Origin of the sequence: Mesorhizobium sp. BR1-1-3, from assembly GCF_020165455.1 — a bacterium.
Taxonomy (GTDB): domain Bacteria; phylum Pseudomonadota; class Alphaproteobacteria; order Rhizobiales; family Rhizobiaceae; genus Mesorhizobium; species Mesorhizobium ciceri.
In genome coordinates this window covers 364,613-390,710 of sequence record NZ_JAIUIC010000004.1, presented here as the reverse complement: position 1 = coordinate 390,710, position 26,098 = coordinate 364,613, and the positions used below count along the sequence as shown (strand labels likewise).

At 62.4% G+C, this 26,098-nt stretch carries 26 protein-coding genes and 1 pseudogene; 12 read left to right on the top strand and 15 right to left on the bottom strand.

What is annotated here, in order from left to right:
- Positions 1-71: 71 nt before the first annotated feature.
- The 4 genes from LB559_RS12010 to LB559_RS11995 all read right to left on the bottom strand — a co-directional run bounded on the left by LB559_RS12010 (position 72) and on the right by LB559_RS11995 (position 3,158).
- The gene (locus LB559_RS12010) at positions 72-1,505 is read right to left on the bottom strand and encodes an ATP-binding protein (protein ID WP_318014162.1); all 1,434 of its coding nucleotides are present in this window, start codon (positions 1,503-1,505) and stop codon (positions 72-74) included.
- Positions 1,489-2,154 carry a response regulator transcription factor gene (locus tag LB559_RS12005; protein WP_013532639.1) on the bottom strand — a complete coding sequence of 222 codons (666 nt, stop codon included), beginning with the start codon at positions 2,152-2,154 and terminating at the stop codon, positions 1,489-1,491. The genes LB559_RS12010 and LB559_RS12005 overlap by 17 nt, the downstream gene beginning before the upstream one ends.
- A gap of 119 nt (positions 2,155-2,273) precedes the next feature.
- The gene (locus tag LB559_RS12000; RefSeq protein ID WP_013532640.1) at positions 2,274-2,576 is read right to left on the bottom strand and encodes a hypothetical protein; all 303 of its coding nucleotides are present in this window, start codon (positions 2,574-2,576) and stop codon (positions 2,274-2,276) included.
- A 174-nt stretch (positions 2,577-2,750) separates the two neighbouring features.
- A complete protein-coding gene (locus LB559_RS11995) occupies positions 2,751-3,158 on the bottom strand; it encodes a DUF3168 domain-containing protein (RefSeq protein ID WP_064993409.1) in 408 nt (135 codons plus the stop codon).
- 292 nt (positions 3,159-3,450) lie between these two features.
- Between LB559_RS11995 and LB559_RS11990 the strand changes: the two genes are divergently transcribed.
- A complete protein-coding gene (locus LB559_RS11990) occupies positions 3,451-4,239 on the top strand; it encodes a 2-keto-4-pentenoate hydratase (RefSeq protein WP_224674124.1) in 789 nt (262 codons plus the stop codon).
- Here the strand turns inward: LB559_RS11990 and LB559_RS11985 are convergent.
- The 5 genes from LB559_RS11985 to LB559_RS11965 all read right to left on the bottom strand — a co-directional run bounded on the left by LB559_RS11985 (position 4,236) and on the right by LB559_RS11965 (position 9,190).
- Positions 4,236-5,039 (bottom strand): ABC transporter permease, encoded by an 804-nt coding sequence (locus LB559_RS11985; protein WP_027162976.1) that lies wholly within the window; start codon positions 5,037-5,039, stop codon positions 4,236-4,238. The two genes, LB559_RS11990 and LB559_RS11985, sit on opposite strands and share 4 nt — an antisense overlap.
- A complete protein-coding gene (locus LB559_RS11980) occupies positions 5,039-5,872 on the bottom strand; it encodes an ABC transporter permease (RefSeq protein WP_013532644.1) in 834 nt (277 codons plus the stop codon). Before LB559_RS11980 ends, LB559_RS11985 begins: the two co-directional genes overlap by 1 nt.
- Positions 5,873-5,895: 23 nt before the next feature.
- Positions 5,896-7,011: an ABC transporter substrate-binding protein gene (locus LB559_RS11975; RefSeq protein WP_027162977.1), complete on the bottom strand. Its 1,116-nt coding sequence runs from the start codon at positions 7,009-7,011 to the stop codon at positions 5,896-5,898.
- Positions 7,012-7,078: 67 nt separating this feature from the next.
- Positions 7,079-8,173 carry an ABC transporter ATP-binding protein gene (locus LB559_RS11970; protein ID WP_127385415.1) on the bottom strand — a complete coding sequence of 365 codons (1,095 nt, stop codon included), beginning with the start codon at positions 8,171-8,173 and terminating at the stop codon, positions 7,079-7,081.
- 120 nt (positions 8,174-8,293) lie between these two features.
- Positions 8,294-9,190 (bottom strand): LysR substrate-binding domain-containing protein, encoded by an 897-nt coding sequence (locus LB559_RS11965; RefSeq protein WP_013532647.1) that lies wholly within the window; start codon positions 9,188-9,190, stop codon positions 8,294-8,296.
- Between the two features lie 84 nt (positions 9,191-9,274).
- On the opposite strand from LB559_RS11965, the gene LB559_RS11960 reads away from it, so the two are divergent.
- The 5 genes from LB559_RS11960 (at position 9,275) to LB559_RS11940 (ending at position 15,435) form a co-directional block, all read left to right on the top strand.
- A complete protein-coding gene (locus tag LB559_RS11960; protein ID WP_206524306.1) occupies positions 9,275-10,894 on the top strand; it encodes an amidohydrolase in 1,620 nt (539 codons plus the stop codon).
- Entirely contained in the window at positions 10,891-11,823 is a 933-nt protein-coding gene (locus tag LB559_RS11955) for a dimethylarginine dimethylaminohydrolase family protein (protein ID WP_013532649.1), read from the top strand. Before LB559_RS11960 ends, LB559_RS11955 begins: the two co-directional genes overlap by 4 nt.
- Positions 11,824-11,973: 150 nt before the next feature.
- A complete protein-coding gene (locus tag LB559_RS11950; protein WP_224674123.1) occupies positions 11,974-14,127 on the top strand; it encodes a transglycosylase domain-containing protein in 2,154 nt (717 codons plus the stop codon).
- Positions 14,128-14,288: 161 nt separating this feature from the next.
- Complete coding sequence (locus LB559_RS11945) at positions 14,289-14,873, top strand: DUF1214 domain-containing protein (protein ID WP_224674122.1); 585 nt, start codon at positions 14,289-14,291, stop codon at positions 14,871-14,873.
- A complete protein-coding gene (locus LB559_RS11940; protein WP_224674121.1) occupies positions 14,866-15,435 on the top strand; it encodes a DUF1254 domain-containing protein in 570 nt (189 codons plus the stop codon). The genes LB559_RS11945 and LB559_RS11940 overlap by 8 nt, the downstream gene beginning before the upstream one ends.
- A 136-nt stretch (positions 15,436-15,571) precedes the next feature.
- On the opposite strand, the gene LB559_RS11935 is transcribed toward LB559_RS11940, so the two are convergent.
- Positions 15,572-15,760, bottom strand: coding sequence for a hypothetical protein (locus tag LB559_RS11935; protein ID WP_013532653.1), 189 nt, complete (start codon positions 15,758-15,760; stop codon positions 15,572-15,574).
- Between the two features lie 187 nt (positions 15,761-15,947).
- On the opposite strand from LB559_RS11935, the gene LB559_RS11930 reads away from it, so the two are divergent.
- Entirely contained in the window at positions 15,948-16,982 is a 1,035-nt protein-coding gene (locus LB559_RS11930) for a hypothetical protein (protein WP_224674173.1), read from the top strand.
- Here LB559_RS11930 and LB559_RS11925 read toward each other — a convergent pair.
- The 3 genes from LB559_RS11925 to LB559_RS11915 form a co-directional block, all read right to left on the bottom strand.
- Entirely contained in the window at positions 16,960-17,307 is a 348-nt protein-coding gene (locus LB559_RS11925) for a DUF1491 family protein (protein ID WP_224674120.1), read from the bottom strand. The two genes, LB559_RS11930 and LB559_RS11925, sit on opposite strands and share 23 nt — an antisense overlap.
- A gap of 69 nt (positions 17,308-17,376) precedes the next feature.
- Positions 17,377-18,174, bottom strand: a complete 798-nt coding sequence (locus tag LB559_RS11920) for a peptidoglycan-binding protein (RefSeq protein WP_013532656.1) — start codon at positions 18,172-18,174, stop codon at positions 17,377-17,379.
- Positions 18,149-19,882: an ATP-binding protein gene (locus LB559_RS11915; RefSeq protein ID WP_063171731.1), complete on the bottom strand. Its 1,734-nt coding sequence runs from the start codon at positions 19,880-19,882 to the stop codon at positions 18,149-18,151. Before LB559_RS11915 ends, LB559_RS11920 begins: the two co-directional genes overlap by 26 nt.
- 535 nt (positions 19,883-20,417) lie before the next feature.
- Here LB559_RS11915 and LB559_RS11910 point away from each other — a divergent pair.
- Positions 20,418-20,771: a DUF5330 domain-containing protein gene (locus tag LB559_RS11910; protein WP_024505540.1), complete on the top strand. Its 354-nt coding sequence runs from the start codon at positions 20,418-20,420 to the stop codon at positions 20,769-20,771.
- 100 nt (positions 20,772-20,871) lie between these two features.
- Positions 20,872-21,300, top strand: a complete 429-nt coding sequence (locus LB559_RS11905; RefSeq protein WP_224674119.1) for a SufE family protein — start codon at positions 20,872-20,874, stop codon at positions 21,298-21,300.
- A 92-nt stretch (positions 21,301-21,392) separates the two neighbouring features.
- Here LB559_RS11905 and LB559_RS11900 read toward each other — a convergent pair whose 3' ends face one another.
- Positions 21,393-21,818 (bottom strand): MucR family transcriptional regulator, encoded by a 426-nt coding sequence (locus tag LB559_RS11900; RefSeq protein WP_013532660.1) that lies wholly within the window; start codon positions 21,816-21,818, stop codon positions 21,393-21,395.
- 444 nt (positions 21,819-22,262) lie between these two features.
- A complete protein-coding gene (locus LB559_RS11895; RefSeq protein ID WP_224674172.1) occupies positions 22,263-22,631 on the bottom strand; it encodes an SH3 domain-containing protein in 369 nt (122 codons plus the stop codon).
- A 162-nt stretch (positions 22,632-22,793) separates the two neighbouring features.
- On the opposite strand from LB559_RS11895, the gene LB559_RS11890 reads away from it, so the two are divergent.
- The 3 genes and pseudogenes from LB559_RS11890 (at position 22,794) to LB559_RS11880 (ending at position 26,097) form a co-directional block, all read left to right on the top strand.
- A complete protein-coding gene (locus LB559_RS11890; protein WP_224674118.1) occupies positions 22,794-24,917 on the top strand; it encodes a S9 family peptidase in 2,124 nt (707 codons plus the stop codon).
- Positions 24,914-25,533: pseudogene (locus LB559_RS11885) on the top strand (LysE family translocator). Before LB559_RS11890 ends, LB559_RS11885 begins: the two are co-directional and overlap by 4 nt.
- 156 nt (positions 25,534-25,689) lie before the next feature.
- A complete protein-coding gene (locus LB559_RS11880) occupies positions 25,690-26,097 on the top strand; it encodes an SET domain-containing protein (RefSeq protein ID WP_224621034.1) in 408 nt (135 codons plus the stop codon).
- Position 26,098: the final 1 nt, after the last annotated feature.

The following is a 26,098-nucleotide window of genomic DNA, read 5'->3' as shown; positions in this document are numbered from 1 at the left end:
CGCTGCGGGACCAATGGACATGCCGCCAACAACATCTCCCGCCCCTCTATGTCGATCGGCTCTGGTGAACATCACTGAAGGCTCCGCAATCGCACCACCGCCTTCAATCCGCCCATACCGGACCGTTCGAGCGCCAGAACGCCTCCATACTCGTTGACGAGGTCTGCGACAATGGCCAGGCCCAGACCTGTTCCGGGCTTTGTCTCGTCCAGACGCCGTCCGCGCTTCAGCGCCTCGCGCGCCTTGTCCTCGGGAATGCCCGGACCGTCATCCTCTATGCCGATCTCGAACAGGCCGGCCGGGTCGTCCTTGCCGGTCAAGGGCACGACCGAGACCTGCACCGCGCTCTTTGCCCATTTCATCGCGTTTTCAAGGAGATTGCCCAGCAGTTCCTCAAGGTCCTCGCGCTCGCCGGCGAAGACGATCTCGCCCGCCGGCAGCGACAGCGACAGATTTGTCTGCGGATTGAGCTTCCGCAGAACCCGCACCATGCGCTGCACCAGCGGCGTCACCGGCGTGCGGTAGACGACGCTGTCGCGTTGTGCCGCGACGCGGGCGCGCTGGAGATAGTGTTCGACCTGCTTCTGCATGGAAGCCGCCTGTTCGGCGATCAACTGCCCCTTGGCGCCGCCGAGCGCGCGGCCCTCGTTGAGCAGTACCGCCAGCGGCGTCTTCAGCGAATGGGCGAGATTGCCGACCTGTGTTCGCGACCGCTCGACGATGCGCCTGTTGTTTTCGATCAGCGCATTGGTTTCGTTGGCAAGCGGTTCGATCTCGGCCGGGAAGCGGCCGTCGAGCCTCTGGGCGGTGCCTTCGCGCACCATGGCGAGCGCGTTCCTGACCCGGCGCAGCGGCTGCAGGCCGAGCAGGATTGCGATCGCGTTGATGGCGATCATGCCGACGCCGAACAGGCTGAGATAGGTCAGCAGGCGGCGCTGAAAGGTGGCGATTTCCTGTTCGAGTTCGCTCTGGTTGCCCATGACGCGGAAACGCGCGGCGCGGTTCTTGGCGTCGAGGACGAATTCGCTCTCGAACACTTCGAGTTGCTCGCCGTCGATGCCTTCGGCTGCGTAGCTGCGCTGGAAGCTCGCGTTGAACGGCACCTCGGCAACGCTCGGTGACGGGATCGTCGTGGTCATCGACGACGAATGGAGATCGCCATGCACGCCTTCCGAAGCGGGCTCAACCGACCAGTACCAGCCCGAATTCGGCTCCGAGAACCGGAGGTCGCCGAGATCTGGCGCGCCGGTCAGCGCACCGCTGTCGGAGATGCCGATCGAACCGATCAGGTTGAACAGATGCGCCGAAAGCAGGCTGTCGAAGCCGCGCTCGCTGGCCTGGCGGTATAGGGTGGTGATCAAGGTGAAGATGACAACGAGCGTCACGATCGCCCAGACCGTGGAAAAGGCGATGACGCGGAACGTCAGCGAACGCGGCCACAAACGCAGCGAAAGCGGCGTCCTTGCGGTTGGTTTGAGCGGTTCCGAGTTACGCCTCCGGCTCACGCATGCGGTAGCCCATGCCGCGCACGGTTTCGATCATGTCGATGCCCATCTTCTTGCGCAGCCGCCCGACAAACACCTCGATGGTGTTGGAATCGCGGTCGAAATCCTGATCGTAGAGATGCTCGACCAGTTCGGTCCGCGAGACGACCTCGCCCATATGGTGCATCAGATAGGCAAGCAGGCGGAATTCATGCGACGTCAGCTTCAGCGGCACTCCGCCGACATCGGCCTTGGAGGCCTTGGTGTCGAGGCGCAGCGGTCCGCAGGTCAGCTCGGACGAGGCATGGCCGGCAGCGCGCCGGATCAGAGCCCGCAGCCTCGCCAGCACCTCCTCGATGTGGAACGGCTTGGTGACGTAGTCGTCGGCGCCGGCATCGATGCCGGAAACCTTGTCGCTCCAGCGGTCGCGCGCCGTCAGGATCAGCACCGGCATCTTGCGGCCGCCGCGTCGCCAGCGCTCGACCACGCTGATGCCGTCCATCTGCGGCAGGCCGATATCGAGCACGACGGCGTCATAGGGCTCGGTGTCGCCGAGGAAATGGCCTTCCTCGCCGTCGAAGGCGCGGTCGACGACATAGCCGGCATCGACCAGCGCATCCGATATCTGCCGATTGAGATCCTTGTCATCTTCGACGACCAGTACACGCATGCGGAGTTTGATACCTGTTGAAGAGCTTTGTCGGATGGAAGAGCTTTGTAGGATTGAAAACTGGGGCAGATATAGGCCGATTCCGGCGGCCTGGGAAACGTGGCCTAAGGTTGATTGGATCAGTTCAGTGGAACGACGATCTCGGAACGGCGCGGACGTTGTCCGTCCTTGCCCGGAACGAGCACGACGATGACACAGACAGGCTGACCGCCGCGCGTCGATTGCGAGGCCTTGGCCAGCGTTCCGCCATTCTGCTCAGCCACCTGTTGGCCGATGGCGTAGCAATCGGAGGCCGCCAGTACGATCGGACTGGCAAGGTCGGGCGGCGCGATGACCGGCATCGCCATCGCCTGCGACGCAAACAGCCCGGCAGCACAAAGCGCCAGTGTCGCGGTTCGGAAGTGGGAGCGAAGCGTTTTCATGACCGGCGTTGTAACGCATCGGTGCTGAACGTGAAATGAACGGTGAACGCCGCTGAAAACATCCTCGCCACACCCCTGCAACGCGAGACAGTCAACCTGGGATTTCACCGCCTCGACAGGCGAAATCCCGCGAAAGTCCAGTCTAGACTCCGTTTTGACCATATTGAAAGCGCATCAGGCATTTTCCTGCGTCATCGCGCGAAAACGCAGCAGCCCGTGATGCACGAGCAGATCCTCGTCATGGCGGGCTTCGGCAAATTCCAGCGACAGTCGTGTCTGGCCGCGAGGGCCGATCACCAATGCTGCGTCGGCAAGGCGCGCCTGGATGGCGGCCATGATGGCTAGCGTTTCGGCATCCCCATGGGCTTTCGACCAGACATGCAGCGTAATCAACTGATCGTCGGTGTTCTCGATGCCCGTATCCCAGTCGAAAGCGGAGGTATGGCCGCAGGTCACGTACGGAAAAGCGGCGTTGTCGGCTGGCCGTTCGAGCAGTCCGGCGCCGCCCAACAAGGCCGACAGCGATGGATCGCTTTTCAGCCTGAGAAACAGTGCCTGCTGTAAATCGCCTGGCGCGGTCATCGTCTTTTCCTCCGGTTCCTGCGCTGCCGACTGTTGCTTTTCGGAAGCTGTCCGCGTTCTGCGTGTTCTGACAGATATAGCCATTCGACGCGCAGAGGCGATGGCGATTCGTCATCGGAATGATGATGCCGATGATCTTGAAAGGGCGGCTTTGCCAAGACCACCGTCGCGGGCACCACGCCGTGAACATGGACTCTCGATTCCTGGTCACATATTCTCGCTCCATACAGCGTCGCATGACGCAATGTTTCCTTGCCGTTTTTGATCCACGAAGCAATTTCGGAAGCTGATGATGCTCGATGCAGAAAAGACCAGGGCTGCGTCGCGGTTGTTGGTAGGCCACTGGGACAAGGGCACCCGTCTCGACGCCATACCCGAGGCGTTGCGCCCACAAACACGGCTCGAAGGTTACGCTATCCAGTCGCATGTCATGGATCGCTCGGCGGCTCCGCTTTTCGGCTGGAAGATTGCCGCGACCAGTCTGGCGGGACAAAGGCACATCAACGTCGACGGCCCCATGGCCGGACGTCTCCTGGCCGAGAAAGCGGTGGAGATCGGCGGGACCGTTTCGCTGGCGACGAGCAAGATGCGCGTGGCCGAGATCGAGTTCGCTTTCCGTTTCGGCCGCGAGCTGCCGCCTCGTGCGGCACCCTATGAAATCGCCGAGGCGATGGAAGCCGTGGCGAGCTTGCACCCGGCGATCGAAATCCCGGACTCACGGTATGACGATTTCTGCGCCGTCGGGGCGCCGCAGCTCATTGCGGACAATGCCTGCGCCAATCTGTTTGTCATCGGCGAGGCGGCGGAAGACGACTGGCACGACGTGGATCTTGCAAAGCACCCCGTGATCGCGTCCGTTTCCAGAAGGTCGCAACATAGCGGATCGGGAGCAGCCGTATTGGGCGATCCTCGCATCGCGCTTACCTGGATCGTCAATGAACTGTCGGGCCTGGGCATAGCGCTTCAGCCGGGACAGGTGGTGATTACCGGCACCTGCGTGACACCGATAAGCGTCGAGGCAGGCGACGAAGTCATCGGCGATCTAGGCAGGTTTGGCCGCGTCTCGGTGCGGTTTGTCTAGGCTCCGCGCTGCCTGGCCACGAAACTGCGCACCGCCAGCACCAGCACGGTGATGATGATCAGGATCACCGACAATGCCGCGATCGCCGGGTCGATGTTGTCGCGCAAGCCCATCCACATGAGCCGCGGCAGCGTGATGGCGTTGACAGAGGTGATGAACAAAGTGACGCCGATTTCTTCCCAGGACAGCACGAAGGAGAGAAGTGCGGCGGTGACGATGCCGAACTTGATGTTGGGCATGATGATGCGGGTGGCGCGCTCCCACACGGTGGCCCCTAAGCCCCGCGCGGCAAGGTCGATGCGGCGGTCGAGCTGGCTGAGAGAGACCAGCATCAGCACCGTGGCGAAGGGCACGGTCATCACCGAATGGGCCATGGCGACGCCAAGCCAGGTGTCGTAGCCGAAGAACGCGCTGAAACCCGAGATCGAGGTGAGCAAGAAGTAGAGCGTGATCGCCGAGACCACCGGCGGCACCACCATCGGCAGCAGCACGAAGCCGACCAGGGCCGCGGTGAAGCGCGGCTGGAACATCCAGACGCCAAGGCTGAAACACAGCGCCAGCACAGTTGAAAAGGCGCTGCTGACGACACCGATGCGGATCGAGAGCAGGATCGATTGGAGCCAGCGCGGGTCCTCGATCAGCGCCCGGTAGTGGCGCAGCGACAGTTCGCCCGACGGCATCGCCAGCATGCGGCTCGGCGTCAGCGACACCGGGATGACCGCGAGCAGCGGCATCAGCAGGAACAGCGCCACGAAAGCGGCAATGATCAGCGAGACGGGACCGGGGCGGTAGGTCGGCATCAGATCAACTGCTTCGGTCTGACATATCGGAACAAGAGCGCCATCAGCGCGCCGACGAACAGCACCAGCACGACGCTGATCGCTGCACCCAAGCCCCAGTCCGGGCTCTGGAATATCCTGAGATAGATCAGCTCGGCAATCATGACGCTGCGGCCGCCGCCAAGGATCGCTGGCGTGACGAAGAAGCCGAGCGAGAAGACGAAAACGATCATCGCCGCGCCTATGATGCCGGAGCGCGTCATCGGCACGAACACCGTCCAGAAGGTGCGCATGCGGCTGGAGCCGAGCCCGCGCGCCGCCAGGAGCACGCGGTCGTCGAGGCTGCGCATGGCCGATGCCAGCGGAAAAACGGCGAAAGGAATGAGGAAGTGCGTCATGCCGACGATGACGCCGAATTCGTTGCGCACCAACGCCAGCGGTTCGGAGATGAAGCCGATCGCCTGCAGCCACGTGTTGATCAGGCCGCGATTGGAGAGCAGCGCCACCCAGCCGAAGGCACGGGTCAGCACGGAAATCCAGAAGGGAACGAGAATGCAGAACTCGGCGATCAGGCGCTGTGCCGGGGTTCCACGCACCCAGACGACGGTGATGGCGTAGGCAGCGGCCACCGAAACCACGGTGACGACCGCCGCGATGCGCAGCGTGCGGATGAACACCGACTGCACCAGATCGTCAGTGAGCAGCGCCTCATATTGGCCGAGGCCGGGCGTCGGCAGCGTAAAACTCCATTTGACGACGCCAAGGAACGGCCAGGCATAGGCCAGGACAAGAAACAGGAGCAGCGGCGCCATCAACAGCGCCGCGCCCATCCTGTCGGAGAGATAGGATCTCATTGACCCGATTACCCCGGCCCTGATCAGGCCGAGATGATCTTGGTGTATTCGTCGAGCGCCGGCCCGTAGTTCTTGGCGTACCAGTCCATGTCGAGCGCGATCTGCTTCTTCATGTTCTCGGGATCGACCGGGTTGATGCGCTTCTTGTCGGCCGTGATCAGCGCGTCTGCCGCCGGGTTTGCAGGACCTTGGCCGAGCTTGTCGAACATGACCAACTGCTTTTCAGGGTCCTGGGCACTGGCGATGAACTTCATCGCAGCGTCCTTGCCGCCGGGGTTGTTCTTGAGCACGGCCAGCGCACCGGGCGAGATCAGTCCCTGGTCCCAGATGAACTTGATCTTGCCGCCCGAATCCTGCTCGATCAGCGAAGCGCGCGTCGACCAGACGATCGCCATCGAGGCCTCGCCATTGAGCAGCACGCTCTGGCTTTCGGCGCCGCCACCCCAATAGGCAACGACGTTTTCCTTGAACGCGGCGATCTTGTCATGGGCGCGCTTGAGGTCGAGCGGGTAGAGCGACGCCGGCGCGATGCCATCGGCCAGAAGTGCTGCTTCCCAGCTCGATACGCCCCATTTGTAGAGCGAGCGCTTGCCGGGGAATTTCTTCACGTCGAAGAAATCGGCCATGCCGGTCGGCGCGTCCTTGCCGTACTTCTCGGAATCATAGGCGATGACATAGGAGAAGAAATAGGTCGAGGCGGCGTATTCCCAACCAAAGCCGGGCCGCATCTTCTTCTTGTCGACGATGTTGTAATCGATCGGCTCGAGAGCCCCTTGGGCGCCGAGCGTGATGGCCGAGAAGGGGTCCACGTCGACGAGATCCCAGGTCGGCGCGCCGCTCTTGAACTGCGCGGCGATGGCGCCTTCAGTCGGACCCGAACCGTCCATTTTGACGGCGATGCCGGTGTCCTTGGTGAAGGCCTGGCCATAGGCGGCATCATAGGCGGTGATGGCATCGCCACCCCAGTTGACCAGCACCAGTTCCTTGGCCTGCGCAAAGGCACCTGTCGAGCGCAGCAGCATCGGCGTGCCGGCCAGCACGAGTGCCGCCAGCTGCGTGAACTGCCGGCGCGAGATCTCGCCGCGACCTGCCCTGGCGGACAGGCTCTCGACGGCTTGTTTTTTGGTGTCATGTGTCATGTCAGTTCCCCTTTTTTGTTGTTGATAGTGCCGGAAAGTGGTGGAGCGATATCTCGCCACACCGTCGTCATTGCCCTCCATGCGGAAGGAGGAAACCCTTTTCCGCCGGCCAGGTGAGCCAGACGGAATTTCCCTTGCTGAGCGCTGCGGCCGCCACCTCGTTCGGCACCGAGACGGTAACCTTGGCGCCTTGCCGTGTCGTCAGGTCGAGCCGCGTCGCAGCACCGAGATAGGTGGAGTTGGTGGCGGTAGCGGCGATGCCATTCTCGCCATCCGCCGCCTCGCCCGATATCGACATGTATTCGGGCCGGATCGCCAGGATGGCATCGCCGCGCACGAGTTCGGCCTTGCAGCCCATGCTGACCGCGCGGTCTTCGCAAAGGCCCGTCGAGCCATTGCCGGCAGGCTTGACGCCCTTCAGCGGCAGCATGTTGATTTCGCCGAGGAACTCGGCGACGAAGCGGTTGTCCGGCCGGTCGTAGACTTCGTCGGGCGCTCCGACCTGCAGCAGTTTGCCGTGGTTGAAGATGGCAACGCGCGACGACAGCGCCAGCGCCTCGCTCTGGTCGTGGGTGACGAAGACGAAAGTGGTTCCGGTTTCCTGGTGCAGCCGCTTCATCTCGGCCTGCATCTGGCCGCGCAGGCTCTTGTCGAGCGCCGAGAACGGCTCATCGAGCAACAGCACGCCAGGTTCGAACACCAGCGCACGGGCCAGCGCCACGCGCTGCTGCTGGCCGCCCGACAGTTGCGCCGGCAGTTTCTTCTCGTGGCCCTTGAGACCGACGCGCTCGATCATCTCGCCGACACGGCGCTTGATGTCGGCGGCCGGTTTCTTGCGCACCTTGAGTGGGAAGGCGATGTTGGCTTCGACGCTCATATGCGGGAACAGCGCGTAGCCCTGGAACACCATGCCGGCGGCCCGTTGCTCTGCCGGTCGGTCGGTGATGTCGACGCCGTCGCTGAACAGCTTGCCCTCGGTCGGCTGCACGAAGCCCGCAAGGATCATCAGGAAGGTGGTCTTGCCCGAACCCGACGGCCCGAGCAGGGTCAGGAACTCGCCACGGCCGATATTGAGCGACAGATTGTCCAGCGCACGGAACGAGCCGAAGCTCTTGCCGATCCCGATTGCCTTGATCTCTGCGGCACGGCCGGGTTGCTGCATACTGCCCTTTCCCTAACGCTTGTCGAAATCGTAGGCAGGGTGCCGGCTCACCGCAACCGAATAGTTTTCGCGTGATCGGCAAATTCCATTCATCTATGGCGAGATGGCGCCGCCTTGCCCTCAATACGGCAGAATGCGGTTCTCCTGGAGTTTCGACCGCAGCCATCCCGCGAACGCTTCCAGCACCGGATGCGAAGCCTTGGCGTGTTCGGAGACCAGGAAATAGGAGCGCGGCGACTTGATCGCGATGTCGAACGGCCTGACCAGCCGGCCCTCGCTCAGCGCCCGCCGGCTGGTCAGTTCGTCGCCCATGGCGATGCCCTGGCCGGCAATCGCCGCCGAAAAGACCAGGTTCATGTCGGAAAAGAAGATGCCACCCTCGATGTCGGGGTTTTCCACCTTGGACAGCGCCAGCCAGCGCGCCCAATCCTCGGTGTCGTCGAGATGCAGCAGGTTGGCGCGAAGCACGTCCGACGGTCGGGAAAAACCGCCGACCTTGTTGAGCAGCGTCGGGCTGCAGAGCGGCGTGAACGAGATTTCGCAGAGCGGCTCGACCGCCCGGTTCGGCCAATTGCCGACACCAAACGCAATGAAGGCATCGGCATCTGCGTTGCTGACATCGTCGAGCCGGCGCGGCGTCAGGATGCGCAGCGCCACGTCAGGATACATCTGCCGGAACTCGCCGATATGGGTGCACAAGAACAGCGAGGCGAAGCCGGGCGTGCAACTGACGGCGAACGAGCCGCCGACGCCGGTGCCGGCGTCCCGCGTCACCGCATCGCCCAAAACGGTGAGCGCCTTGCGCACGTCGCTGGCGTAGCGCTGGCCGCGCGGCGTCAGCGCCACGCCCTTGCCGATGCGTTCGAGCAGGTCGAAGCCGAGATCGCGCTCCAGCAGACGAAGCTGATGGCTCACGGCGCTGCGGGTCAGGTGCAACTCGTCGGCGGCGCGCCAGACGCTGCCATGGCGGGCGAAGCTGTCGAGCGCACGCAGCGCTTGTGTGGATGGTATACGCAAGGAGCCTCAGGTGAACCGAATTTGCACGAACCGGGAAAACATATCACTTTTTAGCGAACCGCTTCACTGCTTTCTTCTCATGCCATGGAGAAACCGGTGGCCACCTCGGCGCAAGCAACCGCCCTTGCCTGTCTCGACGGCATCCAGCCGTTGTTGTCCGCGTGGACACGCATCATCTTCGATTACGGCGAGACCGCGTGGCGGGAATATCAATCCGCCGCCTGGTATGTCGAGCGACTGAAACTCGAAGGCTTTTCTGTCGAAGAAGGCTCCGGCGGCATGCCGACCGCCTTCTGCGCTCATTGGACCAACGGCCCCGGCCCGACCATCGGCATGTACGCCGAATACGACGCGGTGCCGGGCAATTGCCAGGATGCCGCTACGGTCGAGCGTCCGCGCCGGGGACTTGGCAACCAGGCCGGCGGCCACACCGACCCGCATTCCGGGCTGGGTATTTCGAGCCTCGGCGGGCTGCTGGCGACCAAGGCCGCGATGCAGCGCCACGGCATATCAGGCACGCTGCGCTTCACCGGCGAGCCGGCGGAAAAGGTGCGTGGGTCAAAGCCGATCCATGCCGCCAAGGGCTATTATGACGGCCTTGCCGGCATGATCTCCTTTCATCCGTTCTACATGCTGCCGCTCTGCAACACGGCGCGCTGGGACACGCATTGCGGCGCGGCCTACGCGATGATCTATCGCTTCATCTGCGACCAACCGGAGCGCTGGGCGCTGGCTGCGGGCGCTGCACCCATTCCGCAAGCACATTCGGCGGCGCGCGCGCCCGGCGCCAACGACGCATTGATGATGATGTACATGGCCTCCAAGGCTCTGCGCGATTCCATGCTGCCTCACCAGGGCGGCTGGTCGATCAGCGAGGCGATCCTGACGGCGGGGCAAGCGACCGCCGACAATTTGCCGGCGGGGCTGGCCGAGATTCAGTACATGATCCGCGTGCCGACGCTTGCCATGGCCGAGCAGGTCACCGCGGTGCTCGACCGCAATGCCGAGGCGGCAGCAGCGATGAGTGGTTGCCGCACCGAGCGGCATTGGGTGTCGAAGTCACGACCGGGACTTGCCAATCATGCCATGGCCGAGATCGCCTATGAAGCGCTGTCGACGGTCGGGCCGCCGCGCTGGGACGAAGACGCCAAGGCAGTCGCGCGCGAAATACAGGTCAATGCCGGGCGCATGGCGAGCGACGAGCCGTTCATCGAAGAGCTGGAGCGCCTGATCGAGCCGCAGGCGGCGGAAGCGATCCTGCGCCGCGACCTGCCGCCCTCGCAGGTCAATTCGACCTCCGACGATTACACCGACATGAGCTGGCACACGCCGACGGCGCGCTTCTATGTCGCCCGCCCGGCGCTGCGTTCGGAGACCGGCTATCCCTATCCAGCCTGGGTGATGAATGCGCTGGGCGGTATTTCGGCCACGATCGACCCGATGGTGGCCTGCGCCTCCCGCACGATTGCGCTTGCCGCCCTTCGCCTGCTGGAAGACCAGACTGCCCGCGAGGCGGCGATGGACGAGTTCGTTACCCGCACCGGCGGCGGCATCGGCGGTTCGAACTGGATCGCGCCGCTTTGCGACTACGAGCCGCCGATCGGGTTTCGCTGGCCAGAATATGTCACCACCCCGCGTGGACGCGACTGGTGGATACCGAGCAATCAGACACCCCCAAGTCACCTCACGAGGAGCATCCCATGACCGTTCATGACCGCATTGTCGCCGAGCCGTTTTCGCTGCAGCGCCGCAACCCCGCCGGCGGCACCAAGCCGCTGACCGCCTGGGGTTTTGCCAACGAGACCGACGTGCTGACCGACGTCCTGCTCGGTTCGCCCAATTTCCTGCGGCATCTCTCGACCAGCTCGCTGTCGCGCAAGCACCTGCGCGAGGCGCCCTGCAACGTCCAGATCGCGCAGGCACAGCACAAGGACCTGGTCGCCGCCTACGAGCATTTCGGCGTCAACATCCACTGGCACGAGCCGACGCCCGAGCTGCCGATGCAGGTCTATTCCCGCGATTCCAGCGTCATGACGCCCTACGGCGCCTTCATCACCGCCATGGCCAACTGGTGGCGGCGCGGCGAGAACTATGCCGCGATCCGCACCTATGAAAAACTCGGCATCCCGATCTACGACATGGTCACGGCTGGCACCTTCGAGGGCGGCGACTTCAACGTCATCGAGGACGGCGTCGTGCTGATAGGCTGCGGCGGCGCGCGCACGCAGGAGGAAGGTGCGCGCCAGGTGCAGGCCTGGTTCGACAAGGAAGGCTGGGAAACCCGCATCGCTTTCATCGACGAATATTACGTCCATATCGACCTGATGGTGGTGCCGATCGCCGAAAAACTGACCGCCGTCTGCCTTGCCTGCACCGAGCCCGGCATTGTCGACTGGCTGAAGGGCAAAGGCCACGAGATCATCGACGTGCCGTTCCAGGACACGATGGCGCTCGGCTGCAACTTCATGTCGCTGGGCAAGGACCGCGTGATCGCGCCGACCTCCAGCCAGTCGCTGATCGGCCAGCTCAAGGCCCGCGGTTTCGAGGTCGCGGCCGTCGACATGAGCGAGATTTCGAAGACCGGCGGCGGCATCCACTGCATGGCGCAGGCGCTGAAGCGCGAACCGGCCTGAGCCGGCTCGCCCCTCAGCAACAAACCCGATACTGTGTCTTCGCTGCCCTTGTGAGTGCTGGAAAAATGGAGGAATAGTCTTGCGGAATGCATCGCCCTGAAATTGCCGGTTTGCGGTACTCAGGTCGTGCAATTGCTAGCCGGATTCCGAATGGCCAGTCCCGAACCGCGCAAGAGAAGAGGTCCGATCGCCGCCCGGCTGCTGGCGCTCGACGCGTGGATCGATTCCTCGCTCTACGAGATCGGCTTCAAGGCGCGCCAGTTCTGGGAATCGGCGACGATCTTCTCGCGGCGCTTCCGCGTCAACGGCTGGCGCCGTGGCATCATCGAATTGTTGAGCGAAGGTTTTACGCTCGGCGCCGGCGGCATCGTGGTGATGCTGGCGCTGGCCATTCCGGCTTTCCAGGATACGGCCGGCGACTGGCGCGCCCAGGGCGACTTCGCCGTCACCTTCCTCGACCGCTATGGCAACGAGATCGGCCAGCGCGGCATCATCCAGCGCGATTCCGTGCCGGTCGACGAGATGCCCGATCACGTCATCAAGGCGGTGCTTGCTACCGAGGATCGCCGCTTCTTCGATCACTACGGCATCGATGTGCTCGGCCTTTCCCGCGCCATCTTCGAGAATGTGCGGGCCAATTCCGTCGTTCAGGGCGGCTCGAGCATAACCCAGCAGCTGGCCAAGAACCTGTTCCTCACCAATGAGCGCACGCTGGAGCGCAAGATCAAGGAAGCCTTCCTGTCGCTGTGGCTCGAGGCCAATCTGTCGAAGAAGGAAATCCTGCAGCTCTATCTCGACCGCGCCTACATGGGGGGCGGCACGTTCGGCATCGAGGCGGCCGCCGATTTCTATTTCGGCAAGAGCGTCAAGGATCTGAACCTCGCCGAGGCGGCGATGCTGGCCGGGCTGTTCAAGGCGCCGACCAAATATGCGCCGCACATCAACCTGCCGGCAGCGCGCGCACGCGCCAATGTGGTGCTGTCCAACCTTGTCGATTCCGGCTTCATGACCGAGGGCCAGGTTCTGCAGGCAAGGCTGCATCCGGCCGATGTCGTCGACCGCGGCGAGCAGAAAAGTCCAGACTATTACCTCGACTGGGCATTCGACGAGGTCAAGAAGATCGCCAAACCGGGCCAGCACTCGCTTGTTGCCCACACCACCTTCGACGCGAACATCCAGAAGGCAGCGGAAGAATCGGTGGAGTTCCACCTGCGCCAGTTCGGCAAGGAGTACAACGTCACCGAAGGTGCCGTCGTCGTCATCGAGACCAACGGCGCCGTGCGCGCCATCGTCGGCGGCCGCGATTATGGCGCCAGCCAGTTCAACCGCGCCACCAAGGCGCTGCGCCAGACCGGCTCGTCATTCAAACCCTATGTCTATGCAACGGCGATGGAACACGGCTTCACGCCCAACTCCATCATCTCCGGCGGCCCGATCAGCTGGGGGTCCTGGTCGCCGCACAATTACAGCGGCGGATCGGCGGGCAATGTAACTCTGATCATGGCTATGGCCAAATCGATCAACACCGTGCCCGTTCGGCTGGCCAAGGATCACCTTGGCATCGGGCCGATCAAGGCCATGGCCGAGGCGATGGGCGTGGAATCGCCGCTCGAAGCGCACAAGACGATGGTGCTGGGCACCTCGGGCATGACGGTGATGGACCAGGCGACGGGCTACAGCGTGTTCGCCGACAACGGTTTCGTCGGCTTCCGGCACGGCATCAGCCAACTCGTCACCCGCACCGGCGAGGTGGTTTATGATTTCGCCAAGGATGCGCCGCCGCCACACCGGGTGTTGTCGGAGCAGGCGCTGAAATCGATGAACACCATGCTGGCGGCAGTACCAGTGATGGGCACGGCGCGGCGGGCCCAACTTCCCAACATCGTCGTCGCCGGCAAGACGGGCACGACGCAATCCTACCGCGACGCCTGGTTTGTCGGCTTCACCGGCAACTACACGGCGGCAGTATGGATGGGCAATGACGATTTCACGCCGACCAAGAACATGACCGGCGGCTCGCTGCCTGCGATGGTATGGCAGCGCCTGATGGTCTATGCGCACCAGAACATCGACCTCAAGCCGATCCCGGGCATCGACAAGCCCTTCGTCGACGAGGAGATCGCTGCCAAGGCCGAGGAAGCACAGAAGAAGAGCGACGCGCAGGCGGTGGCTGATGCAGCCGCCGAACGGCCGCCGGTGCTGTCCAGCCGCACGACGCAGACGCTGCGGGACATGACCAACCTGTTCCAGTCGGCGCCCGTCCTCAATACGCCTCAACCGCCGGAGACGCTGTCGGCGCTGTGATGGCGCGCCTGGAACACCCCTCATCCGACCGAGCTTCGCTCGGCCACCGTCTCCCGCGGGGGGAAGGAAGAGGCGGCTGCAATTCTACATCGGCCCGCTTGCCACAAGGCCCTGCGCCGCGATATCCCCGAGCGGCAACTCTTCGGTGTCCCCGGCCCTTCATGCTCAAAACTGCCTTCCTGACGTTGCTTTCGCTTGCCATAGCCGTCATCGGCGGTGGCGGCAGCGTCTGGTATGCGCTGAAAGTCCAGGATGGCGTCGGCGCCATCCGGATCGGTCAATGGACAGCCTTTCCCGATATCGGCACGCCGTCCGCCGATCCTTATTCCAAGGCTCGCGTGGCGCGCGAGGGCGTGCTTGCACTCGGCCGCGCCGAGGGGCTGTCCTTCGTCGCCGAGCGAGACACGGGCGGCGCCGAGCTCAAGCGCGAATGCACCTACACCATCGAGGGCGGATTTCCGACGGCGCGGTTCTGGACGCTCTACGCCGCCGACCAGTCGCTCAGCGTGGTCGAGACCGGCAAATCCCGGCTGGCGGCGCTGCAATCCTACGGGGTGGTGCGCCAGCCCGACAATTCGGTGATCATTTCCGCCGGCCATCACCCGATGCCCGGCAATTGGCTGCTGACAGACGGCTTCGGCAGGATGTATTTCGTGCTGACCTTCTACGACACGCCAATCGCCAGCAGCACGGGCCTGTCGGACGTCTCGCTGCCGCGGATCGTCAAGGTCGGCTGCAATGCGTAGTTTTTACGCTGCGACGCGCGGACTTCTGCATGCCGTCCTGCTCGGCCTGCTCGGTGCCGGCATCGTGCACATCGCCGTGCTGCTGCTGGTGCCTGAGTTTTCCGAGCGCGATGCCTGGTCGCGGCTGTCAATGGCGTCGGACCTCTACAAGATGACGCGGCTCGATGCCGAGGCCGGTGGCGCGCCCGTGGTGAAATCCGTCGACCCGCTGTTTTATGCAACGGCGTGCCGGTTCGACCTGGGCGAAGGTTTGGTCCGCGTCAAGGCACCTGGACATGTCCCGTTCTGGTCGGTGTCGGTCTATGATCGCAGCGGCCACAACATCTATTCCTTCAACGACCACACAGCGACCGGCGGCGTTCTGGATGCCGTGGTGCTGACGCCGGCGCAGATGATCGACGTGCGCAAGGACCTTCCAGAGGATCTTCAGGGGGCGATCTTCGTCGAAGCGCCGATCGAGGAAGGCATTTTCGTCATCCGTGCCTTCGTCCCCGACAGCAGCTGGAAGCCGATCGTGTCGCGCTTCTTCGAACAGAGTTCCTGTGAGTTGCAGGACTTCTAGAACGTGACGCGTCTGAACGGATTCAGACGACCCGCTTCAGGTCTTTTTTATGCATGTCGTTCTCCCAAAACCGGGGTCACTTTCGGGCGACATGCACTAGACATGATCCCGGACCAAGGTCCGTGGCCGCCGAAACTCAGTGGTGCGGGACCGGCTTCGTCCCTGGCGACCCCGTCTTGTCGGGATCGACCGGCCGCACTTCGCCGGCATGCGACCGCTCATAGCGGATGCCGGGAAAGATGATCACCGCCGCCGGCATTTCGGCGGTTTGCTTTGCTCTGGTGTTTGGTGCCGTACGCGGCACGAAAGACAGTACCATGCCCATGGTTCGCGCATTCCTCTCGGTTTCCCCGGAGCACAACGCAACGCCTCCAAATGTCATTAAGGCCGGCAGAGGGTTAACGGAACGCTAACGGATCGTCGCTAACTTGATCTTTGTTCTTGGCGTTCGCGAAACCGACATAGTCCCGGTGGAGCGCGCCAAGCTTGTGTCGAGTACGGGCGTATCCTTCGTGTCATCTTCGGACTTCAGGCAAATCGCGGTACGAAAAGACTCGGGAAAGGCCGAAAGGCTCTTCCGCGCCGCGGTGTCGGCGTTCTGCTCGCTCACCCGCCCTTCACGCCGCGAGATCGGCCAGCTCGAAGACCTGACGCTGCCGCTGTTCAATGACGTGTCCGTCGAATCCCGCCGTTACGTGGCAGCCGCCCTTTCCGAATGCGAATACGCACCCGCCGCCCTGGTGCGCCGTCTTTGCGAGGAACCGGTTGACATTGCCGCGCCGCTGCTCATCCGCTCACGCGCCGTCAGCGACATCGATCTCATCGCCCTGATCGGGCGGCATGGCCTGCCGCATGCGCGTGCCATCGCACGCCGCAAGGGCTTGAACCCGACCATTGCTGACCTGATCAGGGCCCTCGAGAGGCCAACCCTGGTGCGCGCGCCGGACCCGGATGCGAACGCCGCCGCGGCAGACAAGATCGCGCCAGCGAGCGCGGATACCGCCTCCGGCGAGCCAGCCCGGGAACAGACACTCGGCATCGCGGCCGAGAATGCACGGCGCAGGCTGCGCTCGATGATGCGCACCGGCGACGAGAAGACAGCGACCGCCGAGCCTTTCAAGGGCGCCGACACCTATATGAAATTGCGCGAGACAGCGCTGACGGGAAACGCCGCGTTCTTCCAGACCGCTCTCGCCGATGCACTCGACATCGATTTCGAGATCGCGCGATCGCTCACCGCCAACCAGAATTATGCCTCGCTGCTTGTCGCCTTGCGCTCGCTCGACCTCAGCGAAGACAGGGCCTTCCTGGTCACGGTTGCCGTCTATCCCAGCCAGTTCCCGCACCCGCAGGCTATCCGGACTTTCCTCGACCGCTACCGGCTGCTGCATCGCGAGGCGGCCCAGGACAAGATGCGGTCGTGGAGAGCGGAAATCCTTTCAAGGGTGGTTCGCGGCGCAGCACCTGCCAACAGCGATACACGCACCGCTTCGAACAGCGACGATGCGGCGGCTTCGTCCAGCCTCAGGGCGTCTTCACGGAAATAAGCTCCTCGACGGGCACGGCACCGGCCTCGATTTCGACCACCCAGATGTCGGGATCGAATTTTTTCTCCCGTTCCAGCTTGGCTTCGAGCACCGCGGGATCGTCACCAGCTCCGAGCAGAGTGAAAAACCGGTCGTCGGGCTTGGCCGAATCATAGCTTGTCTGCGGCGCCGGCCCGAACAGGGCAACCTCACCCAGCCTGCCCCGCGCCAGCACGAACACAGCGCCGGCCTCGGTCGCGCCACGCTTGACCACGGCGGCAAATCCACCGGCGCCGAAAATCCGGCGCAACAGGGCCGAAACCCACAGATCCGATGTGACGCGCATGAGAGAGCTCCCGAAACTGCCGGTTCTCTATCGATATTTCCGCCGCTCGGCGAGCCGTCGTTTCGGCCGTCAGTTGGTCAGGCCGATCTCGCGCATCTTGACATAGACGATCTCATCGGGCTCGCCGGTCTGCGGCAGCCCGAACAGCGACTGGAATTCCTTGATCGCCGCCTTTGTGCGCGCGCCGACGACACCATCCAGCTGCATGTCGTCATTGCCGAACGCCTTGAGCCCGGCCTGGATCTTGACGATGCGGGCATCGGGCGCTTGCGTCGCGGCATCCGCCTGCCCGGAATTTGTCTGTCCCGAACCTGTCTGCAAAGACACCGGAACGGCGGCCGGCATATCCGGGCGCGGCTGCGGTCTGGGCACGACGGAAGCTGTCTTCGGCGTCGCGCCCAGTTGATCGAGCAGAAGCGCGTCGATCTCGCCGGACGTATTGAGCCCGACCTTCTGCTGATAGTCCTGGATGGCCTTGCGGGTGTTGGGTCCGGAAATGCCGTCGACCGTCCCGGAATAGAAATCGAGATCCTTCAATATGCCTTGCACCTGCTCGACAACCGGATCGCCCTTGATCGGTGCCGGCGCGCCGGATGGCCGCACGATGTTGAATGTCGTCTCCGGTTCGTCGGGCGTCGCGTGCGGAAAGCCCGCAATGCTGCGGGTCGCAAAAAATGCGCCGGCATGCGGGAAGGGTTGGTACCACAAGGCATTGGCCGAGACGTAGAACAGCGTCACCAGGAATGCCGTCGAGCCGCCCACCAGGACGGGATTGCGCGAGATCATGCCGCCGACGGCGACAGCGCCGTCCTGAAAGGCATTGCTGCGGCGCTTGACCGCCTTAGCCGGTTTTGCGGAGCGAGCCATCTCTGTCCCCTTTCGCCATCGCCACAGGCATGGTCAGCACGCCGGCTTTCTCCGCCTGATGTCCCTTCGGTCCGTTCACCGGCAGGCTGATGGTCACCGTGGTGCCCTCGCCTGGCATGCTTTCGATGGACATCGTGCCCTCGTGCAGCGCCACCAGGCCCTTGACCAGTGAAAGGCCAAGACCAGTCCCCTCGAAACGGCGCGTATAGTCGTTCTGGATCTGCATGAAGGGCTTGCCGAGATTGGCGAAATCCTCCTCGGCGATGCCGATGCCGGTGTCCCTGACCCAGAAATGCAGGCGCGAACCGATCCGCTTGGCGCCGACGACGACGTCGCCGCCGTCGGGAGTGAACTTGATCGCGTTGGAGACCAGGTTGATGAGCATCTGCTGCACGGCGCGCTGATCGGCATTGATGTCGCCGGCGTCCGGCGCGATCTGCGCCTGCAGATCGATGTTCTTGGCCTGCGCCTGCAGTTGCATCATCGACTGGCACATGCCGACCGCTTCCGCGAACCGGAAAGGCTCGGGTTCGGTCGCATAGACGCCCGATTCAATCCTGGACACGTCGAGTATCGAGGTTACGACGGCGAGCAGATGCTGGCCCGAATCCCGTACCAAGCCGACATATTCTTTCTGGCGCGGATCCTTGAAGGCGCCGAACATCTCATGCAGCAGCATATCCGAGAAGCCGATAATGGCATTTAACGGCGTGCGCAGTTCGTGGCTGACCACCGCCAGGAAGCGTCCCTTCGCCACCTCGGCGGACGCGGCCGCCTCATTGGCTGCCGCCAGATCCTCGCGCAACCGGGCGATCTCGTCATTCTGCCTCAGAACGAACGTAAAGACATCACCTTGTTCCTCACCACGCACGAGATCAAGCGAGAACGGCCGGTAATTGTCGGCCGTCAGGCCATTGCCATTCTGAGGCAGCCGGATGCGCAATTCGAGCCGGCGCGACAGTGCGCCGTCGCGCATGTCGGCCATTGCGCTGAGATAGGAAACGCGATCCGACAGATGGACGCGATCGAAGAGGCCGTTTCCGGACAGCAGTTCGGGCGGCAGTTTCAAAAGCGTGCGCGCTTTTGGCGACGCGTCCAGGACCTCGCCATGACGGGCGACGCGCAAGACCACCGCATCGATGATGTCTTCGAGCCGGTCGGCAGTGTCGAGCACATCAGCCGCATCGGCCGTGTTTTGAAATGCCGATGCGCGCGGGATCAGTGTGAGCGTCCAGGCCAACGGCACCAACCAGTGCCACGCCGCGATCTGCGCTCCTGCGAACGGGAATACGGTTCCAGCCAAAGGCTGAGCCAAGATGGCTACAGCGGCCGACACGGCTCCCCACAGTGCCGCGCGCCGCGAAGCGCCGATCCACCAGGCTTCAAAAGGCAGCGCCACGACAAGCATGGCGACAGGCGAACTCAGCCCGCCCGCGGCGGCAATGAGACTGCCGAGAGAAATGCCGGCCAGCACCAGGGCGACCCAACTCGCTATCGCCATCTTGCCGGTCGCCGCTACCAGCAAGGCGACGAACCAGCACAGGCCAAAGGCGGCGAAGATGGCGGCCATGGTGACGGCGACGCCCATGCCTGAAGTAACCAGCGTGACCGCGGCACCGGCGACAAAGAAAGGAGCGGCGAGCATGACGCCGATAAAGCGGCGCTGGCGCTCGCGGTCGCTCCGCCCAAGGATGGACGGATGGACCATACGTTCGCAACCGGCCGAAATCGCGCCAGGCAATTCAACGTATCTGGCCTTGATTGAACTCAACTCAACGCACTCGCACTTGTCGTGGACAGCTCTGCTTTGCAGATGGTTCTGGTTGGCTTTGAAACTCGCATCCAGCGTTTAAGGAATGGATAAGGCAGGGCCGACCAGGGCCCGGCCTGCGGCAAATATCGGGATGCCGGCGGCCGAAAGCACGGACAAATGCAGCCATAGTAAACGGAGAGTTATCCGCCGACTGCACCCATCGGCCGGGCGCACTCGGCACCTGGACTTCCCTATTTCAAGAAAAACACAGGGAAATCATGGGGATATATGGTTATTTGTTGTTAAGGAAAATTGCTCGGATTTGAGACAAATCGATTGCAGAACGGTTCGTTTCGAATTTGCCTAAAATTTGAGGAAAATTCTCTCTTTGCCCGCAAGCCGTCCTTTGCGCCTGTGTGCCAAAATCCTGCCTACAAAAGAGGTCATGCCATATGGATGCATGATCCGGTCACGACGAGAGGGCAAGGGCATGGTCTTCCTGATAAGAATGGCTTTCTGGTTTTCGCTGGTGCTGCTGGCGCTGCCATTGAGTGTCGGCCCCGATGAAGCGGGGCATGAAAGCGTCGGACCGATCCAGGCCTTGTTTGCGGCACGCGAAGCGGTTGGCGATATCGCCGGCATTTGCGAACGCAAACCCGATGTCTGCGAGACCGGCAAGTCGGCGATGCACACCATTACCGCCCGCGCCAAGGAGACCGCCAAGATCGCGGCAGCGATGATGGACGACAAGTCCGCCGCCGGCCCCGACACGTCGACGATGACCGGCAGCCTGCCCGAAGGAATCGTCTTGCCCGAGACCGTCAACCTGCCGCCTCAGAATTAAGCCGTTTCGACGGCGCACCGCGGGCTGTCTGCCCTCTCGACGCCCGCGGTGTCCTTGTTTTTTCCGTGACGCGGAGCCGCCGCGTGACTATATCCCAGACATGACCACCACGATCCAGACGATCCGCGACGACTTCTCGTTCCTCGAGGAATGGGAAGACCGCTATCGTTATGTCATCGAACTCGGCGAGGCGCTGCCGCCGTTTCCGGACGAGCAGCGCAGCCCCGCCAACAAGGTGCCGGGATGCGTCAGCCAGGTCTGGCTGACCACCGAACGCGGAGTTGGAGCCGATCCTGTCATCACCTTCACCGGCGATTCGGACGCTCATATCGTGCGTGGGCTGGTCGCGATCATGCTGGCGCTGTTTTCCGGCAGGACCGCCAGCGAAATCCAGAAGACCGATGCGGAAGCGACATTGAAAGAACTCGGCCTCGACGAACATCTGTCGCCGCAGCGCGCCAACGGCCTTCGCTCGATGGTCAAGCGCATCAAGCGCGACGCCGAGGCAGCGCTGAAGCAGACCGCCTGACGCTTCCCGACCCGATCCGCGCGTCGCGGCTCGCAAAAATCAAACGGCGCCCGAAGGCGCCGTTGATGTCGATCCGATCTGGCTGGCAGCGATTACCGCGCTTTGCGCTTGCGGCCGAGACCCATCTTCTTGGCGAGCTGGGACCGGGCAGCTGCATAGTTGGGTGCAACCATCGGATAGGTCGGGTCGAGGTTCCACTTTTCGCGATACTGGTCCGGCGTCAGGTCATAGTGGGTCATCAGGTGGCGCTTCAGCGACTTGAACTTCTTGCCGTCTTCAAGGCAGACGATGTAGTCGTCATGAACCGACCGCTTCGGGTTGACCGCCGGCTTCTGCTTGTCGGCAGGCGGCTGTTCGGCGGTTCCGCCCACACGCCCGAGTGCGGCATGGACATCGGATATCAGGTTCGGCAGTTCGCCGACCGGCACGGGATTGTTGCTGACATAGGCGGCCACCACATCGGCGGTCAATTCGATCAGCGCATCGCTGTTTCTGGAAGGTGTTTCGACAATATCCATGGTCTTCGGTCCCCAACAAGAGTTACATCGATCTGCGCCCTTTTTTACAAGCAGGGCATCGCACGAATTTTGTGCAGGTAGAGTTTCTACGATTCGTGTCGCGGGCACATCAATGAGCGTGCAGACCAAGTAAGTCAATTCGCCCCTCGCGCTATATTGAACGATATTGATCAAATGTTCCGCGATCAGCTTCAATCTTTCGTGCATTGTGTAATTTATCGATATTTCGCGTTCCCGTCGGCGGCGGCTGACGTAACGTCAGATCGCCGTTACATTCGTGGCAACTCACGAAACGGGTTTTAATGTTTGATCTTGCTTGGCTATCGCTCGAGAAATATTGGTTGTTCGCATTTGTCCACAAAACCACAGGTTGCCGTGGTCATACACAAGCAATCAGGCGACATGCCAGTCATCCGACCGATCGGCTGATTGCTGCCGCGTCAATCAATACGGGATGATGTATTTGCCATAGGCCCAGCCGGTGACGAAATTGCCGTTCTGGACCGGATCATGCCAGACTTCGCACCAGCGATAGCGAATCTTTTGTGCCTGCTTCCATGCCGGCTGGTTGGCGATGTCGAGCAGGTTTATTCCGCCGGTGCATCGCCCGGTCATCTGCAGAACGGTGCCATTCGGATATCCCGCCTGCTTTTGGGATGTGCCCGAAGGGTACTTGCGTACATTGAGCGTGTCGCCGAACGGGACATTGGCCACTTGCCAAGCCGCAAATACGGTCGCATGAGACTGGCCGGCAAAGCCCAGAGTTAGCGAAGCAACGGCGAAAGCCGCAGCAGTCCGAGACCAAATAGTCATCATCTCTCCTCCCGGCTCATCTCCTGGAGCCGACACAACCCATACGCTCCGGCTCTTGAACCTGCCCTGATCGGCGTGTTCATTTGCCATTCAAGATATTTCTCCATTCGAGATGGCCCTTCAAGGTACTGGCCATTGAAGATACTGGCAAAGCGAGACGCAATGACCAAGACATCCATATTTCCGATCGTCAGCCCGCCAACGCCCGAGAAGTGGCCGGTTTCCGACACGCATCACGGCATCACGCGAACCGACGACTATGCCTGGCTACGGGCCGATAACTGGCAGGAGATGTTCCGCGACCCGTCATTGCTCGATGCGGGGATCCACGCAGAACTCGAGGCGGAGAATGCTTACCAGTCGAAGCTGATGGCCGATACGGTCGAACTGCAAAAGCAGCTTTTCAAGGAGATGAAGGGCCGTATCAAGGAAGACGATTCTTCCGTGCCGATGAAGGATGGGCCCTATGCCTACGGCTCGTCCTTTAAACTTGGTGGCGAGCAGCCGCGCTATTTCCGCATGTCGCGCGACGGCGGCGCCGAGCATATCCTGCTCGATGGCGACGCGGAGGCCGCGGGCAAGGCCTATTTCCGTCTTGGCGGTGTCGACCATTCGGCCGACCACGCCAAGCTGCTATGGGCATTCGACGACAAGGGCTCCGAATTCTACACGCTTCGCGTGCGCGACCTTGCCGATGGCAAGGAGCTTGCCGACCAGATCCCCGACACCGGCGGTTCAGGCGTCTGGAACGCAGGCAATGACGGCTTCTTCTACACGCGTCTCGATCCCAACCATCGCCCGTCCAAGGTACTGTTCCATGCGCTGGGCGACAGCCCGGACAGCGACCGGCTGATCTATGAGGAAACCGATCCCGGCTTCTTCATGAATGTCGACGGCACCCGCAACAACGAATGGATCATGATCGGCATCAACGATCACGAGACTTCGGAATACCGCCTGATGCGCGCCGACGATCCGTCTGCCGAACCGAAACTGGTGTCGCCGCGCGAGGTTGGCCTTCAATACGAGTTGGAAGAAGGCGGCGATATCTTCTTCATCCTGACCAATGCCGACGGCGCCAAGGACTTCAAGATCATGACGGCGCCGGCGAGCGATCCCGTGCGCGCCAACTGGCAGGAACTGGTGCCGCACGAGCCCGGCCGGCTGATCCTGTCGGTGATCGGCTTCAGGGACCACATGGTCCGGCTCGAACGCAAGGAAGGCCTGCCGCGCATTGTGGTGCGCGACCGTATCAGCGGCGAGGAGCATCTTCTGTCCCTCGACGAGGAGGCCTTCTCGCTCGGCCTGTCGGGTTCCTATGAGTACGACACCGAGATCATGCGCTTTTCCTACTCGTCGATGACGACGCCCGCGCAGGTGTTCGACTATAACATGCGCACCCGCGAGCGGGTGCTGCTGAAGACCCAGGAAGTGCCGTCCGGCCATGATGCGGACCATTATGTCACGCGGCGGCTGATGGCGCCGGCCAGCGATGGCGAACTGGTGCCGATCTCGCTTTTGCATCATCGCGACACGCCGCTGGACGGATCCGCACCTTGCCTGCTTTACGGCTACGGCTCCTATGGCATCACCGTGCCGGCCGCCTTCAACACCAACTGGTTCTCGCTGGTCGACCGCGGCTTTGTCTTCGCCATTGCTCACGTTCGCGGCGGCAAGGACAAGGGCTATGGCTGGTACGATGACGGCAAGCGGGAGAACAAGATGAACACGTTCACCGATTTCATCGCCGTCGCGCGCCATCTGGTCACGGAGCGTTACACGGCGCATGACCGTATCGTCGCGCAAGGCGGTTCGGCCGGCGGCATGCTGATGGGTGCTGTCGCCAACATGGCGCCGGATTGTTTTGGCGGCATCGTCGCCGAGGTTCCCTTCGTCGATGTGCTCACCACCATGCTCGATGCGACCCTGCCACTGACGCCGCCGGAATGGCCCGAATGGGGCAACCCGATCGCGTCCGCCGACGACTATCGGACGATCGCTGCCTATTCGCCCTATGACAATGTCTCTGATCACGACTATCCGCCGATCCTGGCGCTGGCCGGTCTCACCGACCCGCGCGTCACCTATTGGGAACCGGCCAAATGGGTGGCCCGGCTGCGCGACCGCAAGAGCGGGGACAATCCGGTTCTGTTCAAGATCAACATGGATTCCGGTCATGCCGGCGCTTCCGGCCGGTTTTCGCGGCTGGAAGAGATCGCCTACACCTATTCCTTCGCGCTGAAAGTGATGGGCAAGGCGCAGCTTACGGGAGCAACCAACAAATGATCGACCTGACCACCCTGATCGCCTACATCGCGGTCGTGCTCGGCTTCGTCTTCATTCCCGCCACCCTGCTGACGATCGCCCGGGCAACGAGTTCCGGAACCAAGGTCGGCATCGCGACCGGCGCCGGGATCGCTGCCGGCGACGTCTTTCATACCGTCATGGCCATGATCGGCATCTCGGCGATCATCGCCGCGTCGGCGACGCTGTTCAGCGTCATCAAGTATATCGGCGCGGCCTACCTGGTTTATCTCGGCATTCGCGCGATCATCGAGAAAACACCGGCCAACCCGGCGGCCGGTGCGTCGCGATCTCCGCCGGCAAGGCGTTTCGACAGGCTGTCCTGACCGAAGTGCTCAATCCCAAGACCGCGCTGTTCTTCCTCGCTTTTCTGCCTCAGTTCGTGCGGCCTGAAAACGGATCGGTGATGCTTCAGATGGCCGCGTTGGGGGTCATCTTCGTCATACTGGGCCTTTTCAGCACGGTCGTCTTTGCCGTGAGCGCTGGCCGGCTCGGCACGTTCCTGCGCCGAAATCCGTCGGTGTTACGATTGCAGGGCAAAGTTGTCGGCGGCATCTACTGCGCTTTGGGCGTCCGTCTGGCGCTGCAGCAACGCTGACTCTGGACGATGATCGATGCACCCTTGCCAGAGGGCTGGGTGTCAGGACTTTTTGAAGCTCCCGTCGCTCATTTTCACTCGCAATTGCGACGACCGCGCGCTACCCAGTGCGCGGCTTTTCCGGCCTGACAGCCTCCAATCGCGTAAAGGTTCATTATGCTGCTCGTCGACGTCTATCTCGACAAATCACCCATCCAGGGAATCGGCGTCTTTGCCAAGAACCACATTCCTCGCGGTACTCTGATCTGGAAGTTAGACCCAAGGTTCGATCGGCTCATCGAGGTCGAGACTTATGAGCGGGCGGCCGGCCCGGTGAAGAGCTATCTCGACCGCTACTCCTATCCTGACCGCCGCGATCCGAACTACATCGTCTTCGAAGCCGACGACGCGCGCTACATGAACCATGCCGACGAGCCTAATTGCGACGTCTCCTCACCCGAGGAGAGTTTTGCGCTGCGCGACATCGCGCCTGGCGAAGAGTTGACCTGCAACTACAACCATTTCTTCGAAACGGGCTTCGATTTTCTCGGTGACCGCCACCTGTCATCCGCAGACTCGGTCTAGA